At 67.4% G+C, this 4,514-nt stretch carries 4 protein-coding genes and 1 pseudogene; 4 read left to right on the forward strand and 1 reads right to left on the reverse strand.

The genetic code is table 11. The annotated features are described in order from the left end of the window. From panB to JWP83_RS20020, 4 genes and pseudogenes are all read left to right on the forward strand, one after another. On the forward strand, nucleotides 1–606 hold a 606-nt coding region (gene panB, locus JWP83_RS20005; protein ID WP_297733571.1), incomplete at its 5' end, for a 3-methyl-2-oxobutanoate hydroxymethyltransferase. Nucleotides 607–814: 208 nt separating this feature from the next. After that, nucleotides 815–1,969 (forward strand): cellulase family glycosylhydrolase, encoded by a 1,155-nt coding sequence (locus JWP83_RS20010; RefSeq protein ID WP_297733577.1) that lies wholly within the window; start codon nucleotides 815–817, stop codon nucleotides 1,967–1,969. Between the two features lie 57 nt (nucleotides 1,970–2,026). Then, a complete protein-coding gene (locus tag JWP83_RS20015) occupies nucleotides 2,027–3,529 on the forward strand; it encodes a CYTH and CHAD domain-containing protein (protein WP_297733573.1) in 1,503 nt (500 codons plus the stop codon). A gap of 323 nt (nucleotides 3,530–3,852) precedes the next feature. After that, nucleotides 3,853–3,960, forward strand: a pseudogene (locus tag JWP83_RS20020) (type II toxin-antitoxin system VapC family toxin); the annotation flags it as partial. A gap of 46 nt (nucleotides 3,961–4,006) precedes the next feature. On the opposite strand, the gene JWP83_RS20025 reads toward JWP83_RS20020, so the two are convergent. Then, nucleotides 4,007–4,514: class I SAM-dependent methyltransferase (locus JWP83_RS20025; RefSeq protein WP_297733575.1), on the reverse strand; the 508-nt coding region annotated here is incomplete at its 5' end.

Genomic DNA, 4,514 nt, shown 5'->3' on the forward strand with positions numbered 1-4,514 from the left:
GAACTCATCCCGCTGGCGCGCGGCGTGGCGCGGGGTGCCCAGCACGCGATGGTCGTCGCCGACCTGCCGTTCGGCAGCTACGAGGCCGGCCCGGCCGCCGCGCTGGCCGCCGCCACCCGGTTCATGAAGGAGGGCGGCGCGCATGCCGTCAAGCTCGAGGGCGGTGAGCGGGTGGCCGAACAGATCGCCTGCCTGACCGCGGCGGGCATCCCGGTGATGGCGCACATCGGCTTCACGCCGCAAAGCGTGAACAGCCTCGGCGGCTTCCGGGTGCAGGGCCGCGGCGACGCCTCCGAACATACCGTCGCCGACGCGATCGCCGTCGCCGAGGCCGGGGCGTTTTCGGTCGTGATGGAGATGGTGCCGGCGGAGTTGGCCACCCAGATCACCGGCAAGCTCACGATTCCGACAGTCGGGATCGGGGCCGGTCCCAACTGCGACGCCCAGGTCTTGGTCTGGCAGGACATGGCCGGTCTGAGCGGCGGCAAGCCCGCTCGCTTCGTCAAGCGGTTCGCCGACATCGGAGCCGAATTGCGTACGGCCGCAACGCAGTACGCCCAAGAGGTGGCCGATGGCGCATTCCCCGCCGAGGAGCACTGCTTCTAAAGGTTCTAAAGGCTCCTTCGCCGAGAGGACCGCGACCAGCGCTTTCTCCCGCTTGAGGGGTCGGTCCCGGTCGCGCCAGAGGTTGCTGAAGACCGCCGAACAACCGCTGAAAATCGTTGTGTGACACCGCTGGTAGGGTTGCTCCCATGGGCGATCGGGGTTCGTGAGCGGGGTTGAAGACATCGTCGGCAGCAATCGTGGTGGCCTCGTGCACCGCCGAACGGTCTTGGCGTTGCCGCTGCTACTGGCGGGCGGCGCCGCCCTGACCCGGGTGCCGCGCGCCGCCGCACAACCGCTCCCCGACTCGAGCCGGTGGTCACCCGAGCGCGCCGACCGCTGGTACCGGGCGCAAGGCTGGCTCGTCGGCGCCAACTACGTCACGTCCACCGCCATCAACCAGCTGGAGATGTTCCAGCCCGAAACCTTCGACCCCCTGCGCATCCATGTCGAGTTGGGCTGGGCTCGGTCCGCCGGATTCAACGCCGTGCGGGTGTTCCTGCACGATCAGCTCTGGGCCCAGGATTACCGCGGGTTCCAGGGCCGTCTCGCCCAGTTCGTTGCCATCGCGGCCGACCACGGCATCAAGCCGCTCTTCGTCTTGTTCGACTCCTGCTGGGATCCGTTCCCGAAAGTGGGCCCGCAGCGCGCCCCGACCCCAGGCGTGCATAACTCGGGCTGGGTGCAAGGTCCGGGCGCCGAACGCCTCGACGACCGCGGCTACCTCGATCCCCTGCGTGCATACGTGACCGGGGTGCTGACCCAATTCCGCAACGACGACCGGGTTTTGGGTTGGGACCTGTGGAACGAGCCCGACAATCCCTCGCGCCACTATGCGTCCGTCGAGCGGCCGGACAAGGAGCAGCTGGTCGCGGACATGCTTCCGCAGGTGTTCGCGTGGGCACGTTCGGTTGATCCCGTTCAACCACTGACGAGTGCCGTGTGGCAGGGCGAATGGCCGGACGCCGGAAGCACCAGCGCCGTCGCCGACATTCAGCTCGGCAACTCCGACGTCCTCACATTCCACTCCTACGGCGGGCCGGCGGACTTCGAGAACCGCATCGACCAGCTCGCCTCGCAGGACCGACCGATTCTCTGCACCGAGTACCTGGCCCGGCCGTTAGGCAGCACCGTTGCGGATATCCTGCCAATTGCCAAGCGCCACAAGGTTGGTGCACTCAATTGGGGACTCGTCGCGGGGAAGACGCAGACCTACTACCCCTGGGACTCGTGGGATCACCCGTACGCATCGATTCCGGACGTGTGGTTCCATGACCTGTTGCGACCCAACGGACGGCCGTTCCAAGACAGCGAAATCCAGACGATTCGTCAGCTGACCGGCAGGGCGATGCATCTCAACCAGTAGGCACCGAGATATGGCACCCTATGGGTTGCCCACCACGCCGCCTTGATGGAGCCGAGAATGCCGGTAAAAGCGCAGAAAACCTCGCGTCATCTGGAGGTGGAGCGCAAGTTCGACGTCGTGGAGTCCACGGTGTCACCGTCGTTCGAAGGCATCGCCGCGGTCGCTCACGTCGACAAGTCGCCGGTCGAATCGCTGGACGCGACGTATTTCGACACGCCGACGCAGGACCTGGCGCGCAACAAGATCACCCTGCGCCGCCGCACCGGCGGTCACGACGCGGGCTGGCACCTGAAGTTGCCGTCCGGCCCCGACGCGCGCACCGAGGTTGGTGCACCGCTGGACGCGTCGGAGCAAGGCACCGTGCCGAGCGAGTTGCGCGATGTCGTCCTGGCGATCGTCCGCGAACGCCCGCTCGAACCCGTTGCGCGCATCGGCACCGAGCGCGAAACCCAGGTGCTGTATGGCGCGGACGGGGCGGCGCTGGCGGAGTTCAGCAACGACCACGTCACCGCGTGGGCGGCCGCGGACTCCGGCGCAGATCCCGCGCGACAGGAGTGGCGCGAGTGGGAACTGGAGCTTGTCGAAGGCAATGGGGCCGCCGACACCGAGCTGCTGAGCCGGTTGAGCAATCGGCTGCTCGACGCCGGTGCCGCGCCCGCCGGTCACGCCTCCAAGCTGGCCCGCGTGCTCGGCACGACGGCGCGGCCCGACGGGACGGCGGAGCCGGCCGACCCGATGCACCGGGCGGTGGCGGAGCAGGTCGGCGAGCTGTTGGTGTGGGATCGGGCGGTTCGGGCCGACGCCCATGACGCCGTGCACCAGATGCGGGTGACCATCCGGAAAATCCGCAGCCTGCTGGCCGACTCCCAGGACTCGTTCGGATTGTCCGAGAACGCGTGGCTCCTCGACGAGCTCCGCGAGCTGGGCAATGTGCTGGGCGGGGCCCGGGACGCCGAGGTCTTGGCCGAGCGCTACCAGCAGGCGTTGGACAACCTGCCACCCGAACTCGTGCGCGGACGCATCCGCGAGCGTCTCGTCGACGGGGCCCGTCGCCGCTACCGGACCGGGTTGCGCCGGTCGCTGACCGCGATGCGGTCGCAGCGCTACTTTCGCCTGCTCGACGCCCTCGACGCGTGGGTGGCCGAAATTCCGGCCGCCGTTTCGGGCGAGGAGCCGGCGCCGGTCACCCTCGACGCCGCCTACCGGAAGGTCCGCAAGGCCGCCAAGGCCGCCGCCCAGCTGGAAGTCGGGGACGAGCACGAGCGCGACCTGGCGCTGCACCGAATTCGCAAGCGCGCCAAGCGGCTTCGTTACACCGCGGCCGCCACGGGCGCCACGCAGGTGTCGGAGCAGGCGAAGGTCGTCCAGACGCTGCTGGGCGATCACCAGGACAGCGTCGTCAGCCGCGAACACCTGAGTCACCAGGCCGAGGCCGCGCGCACGGCCGGCGAGGACACCTTCACCTACGGGCTGCTGTACCAGCAGGAGGCCGACCTGGCCGAGCGGTGCCGTCAGCAGCTCGACGACGCGCTGCGCAAACTCGCCAAGGCGGTGCGCTGAGAGCGCGATTTGGCGGTGGGCGGACGAGTTGGCCTGTAAGCCGGATTCTGTTATCTGGGCGTTTGTAGCGTTTAGCTGTGTTGGCGGCGTTGTAACGGTGCAGGTCAGAGTGTTGGTTGTGTTGGCTAATGAAAGCGGTTGTCAGCTCTACTGCGGACGGTCTGCGGACGGGATGGGGAACCATCGGTGATGGAGTGCCTTTGTCAAAGCCAACACCGATTGGCTGAAGAACCTTTTAACCTGCGCCAGACGCCGGTGTCGCTGTGCTGTGTCGCAGCCGGGAACGTGTCCACACCGAAGTTACCTTCTGGATATGCCGGACCAACCTCGTTGCGCTCATACGCCAGCACGGCATCTCCAGGATCTGCAGTCACGACCGAGACTTCCGCAAGTTCGAGGGGATCGCGGTGCGTGATCCGTTCGTCAACTGAGTCTTGAATTCGACGTTGTAGGGCTCTAATTCGGGATCTAACAGTTTTACCGGTGGGCCACCACGATCTGGTAGGGGAGACTGAAAGCACTCCTGCGCAGCTCAAGGGTGATCGCCGGGTCGGCGTACCGGGCCAATGCCCGCAGCGCCGACGGGCTGTAGGCACCCAGCGAGGCGATGACCCCGTCGTGCAAGACCGGAACCACCATCGCCAACGGCAGCATCAACGCCAACTTCAGGATGTGCAGTAATGACGGCGAGCGCGGCCCCTCGATGATCAGCAGTTTGTCGGCGACGCGGGTGCCTTCGGCGAACAGTCGGGCGACCAGCGGCGGCGGCAGGTGGTGCAAGGACAGCGCGAACACGACGAGGTCGTAGTCTCCATCGGGCGCGTCGATGGCGGTGGCGTCCATCTCGCGGACCACCGCGCGCGGGTGCCTGCCAAGGTCACCGGCGGCGATGGCGGCCACCGACGTGGGCTCGAGGTCGGTGACCGTGACGTGGGCGGTGGGATGCATCTTCAGCAGCGTTCGCGACAGCCCGCCGTGGCCGGAG

It is taken from the genome of Mycobacterium sp. (assembly GCF_025965855.1).
Taxonomy (GTDB): domain Bacteria; phylum Actinomycetota; class Actinomycetes; order Mycobacteriales; family Mycobacteriaceae; genus Mycobacterium.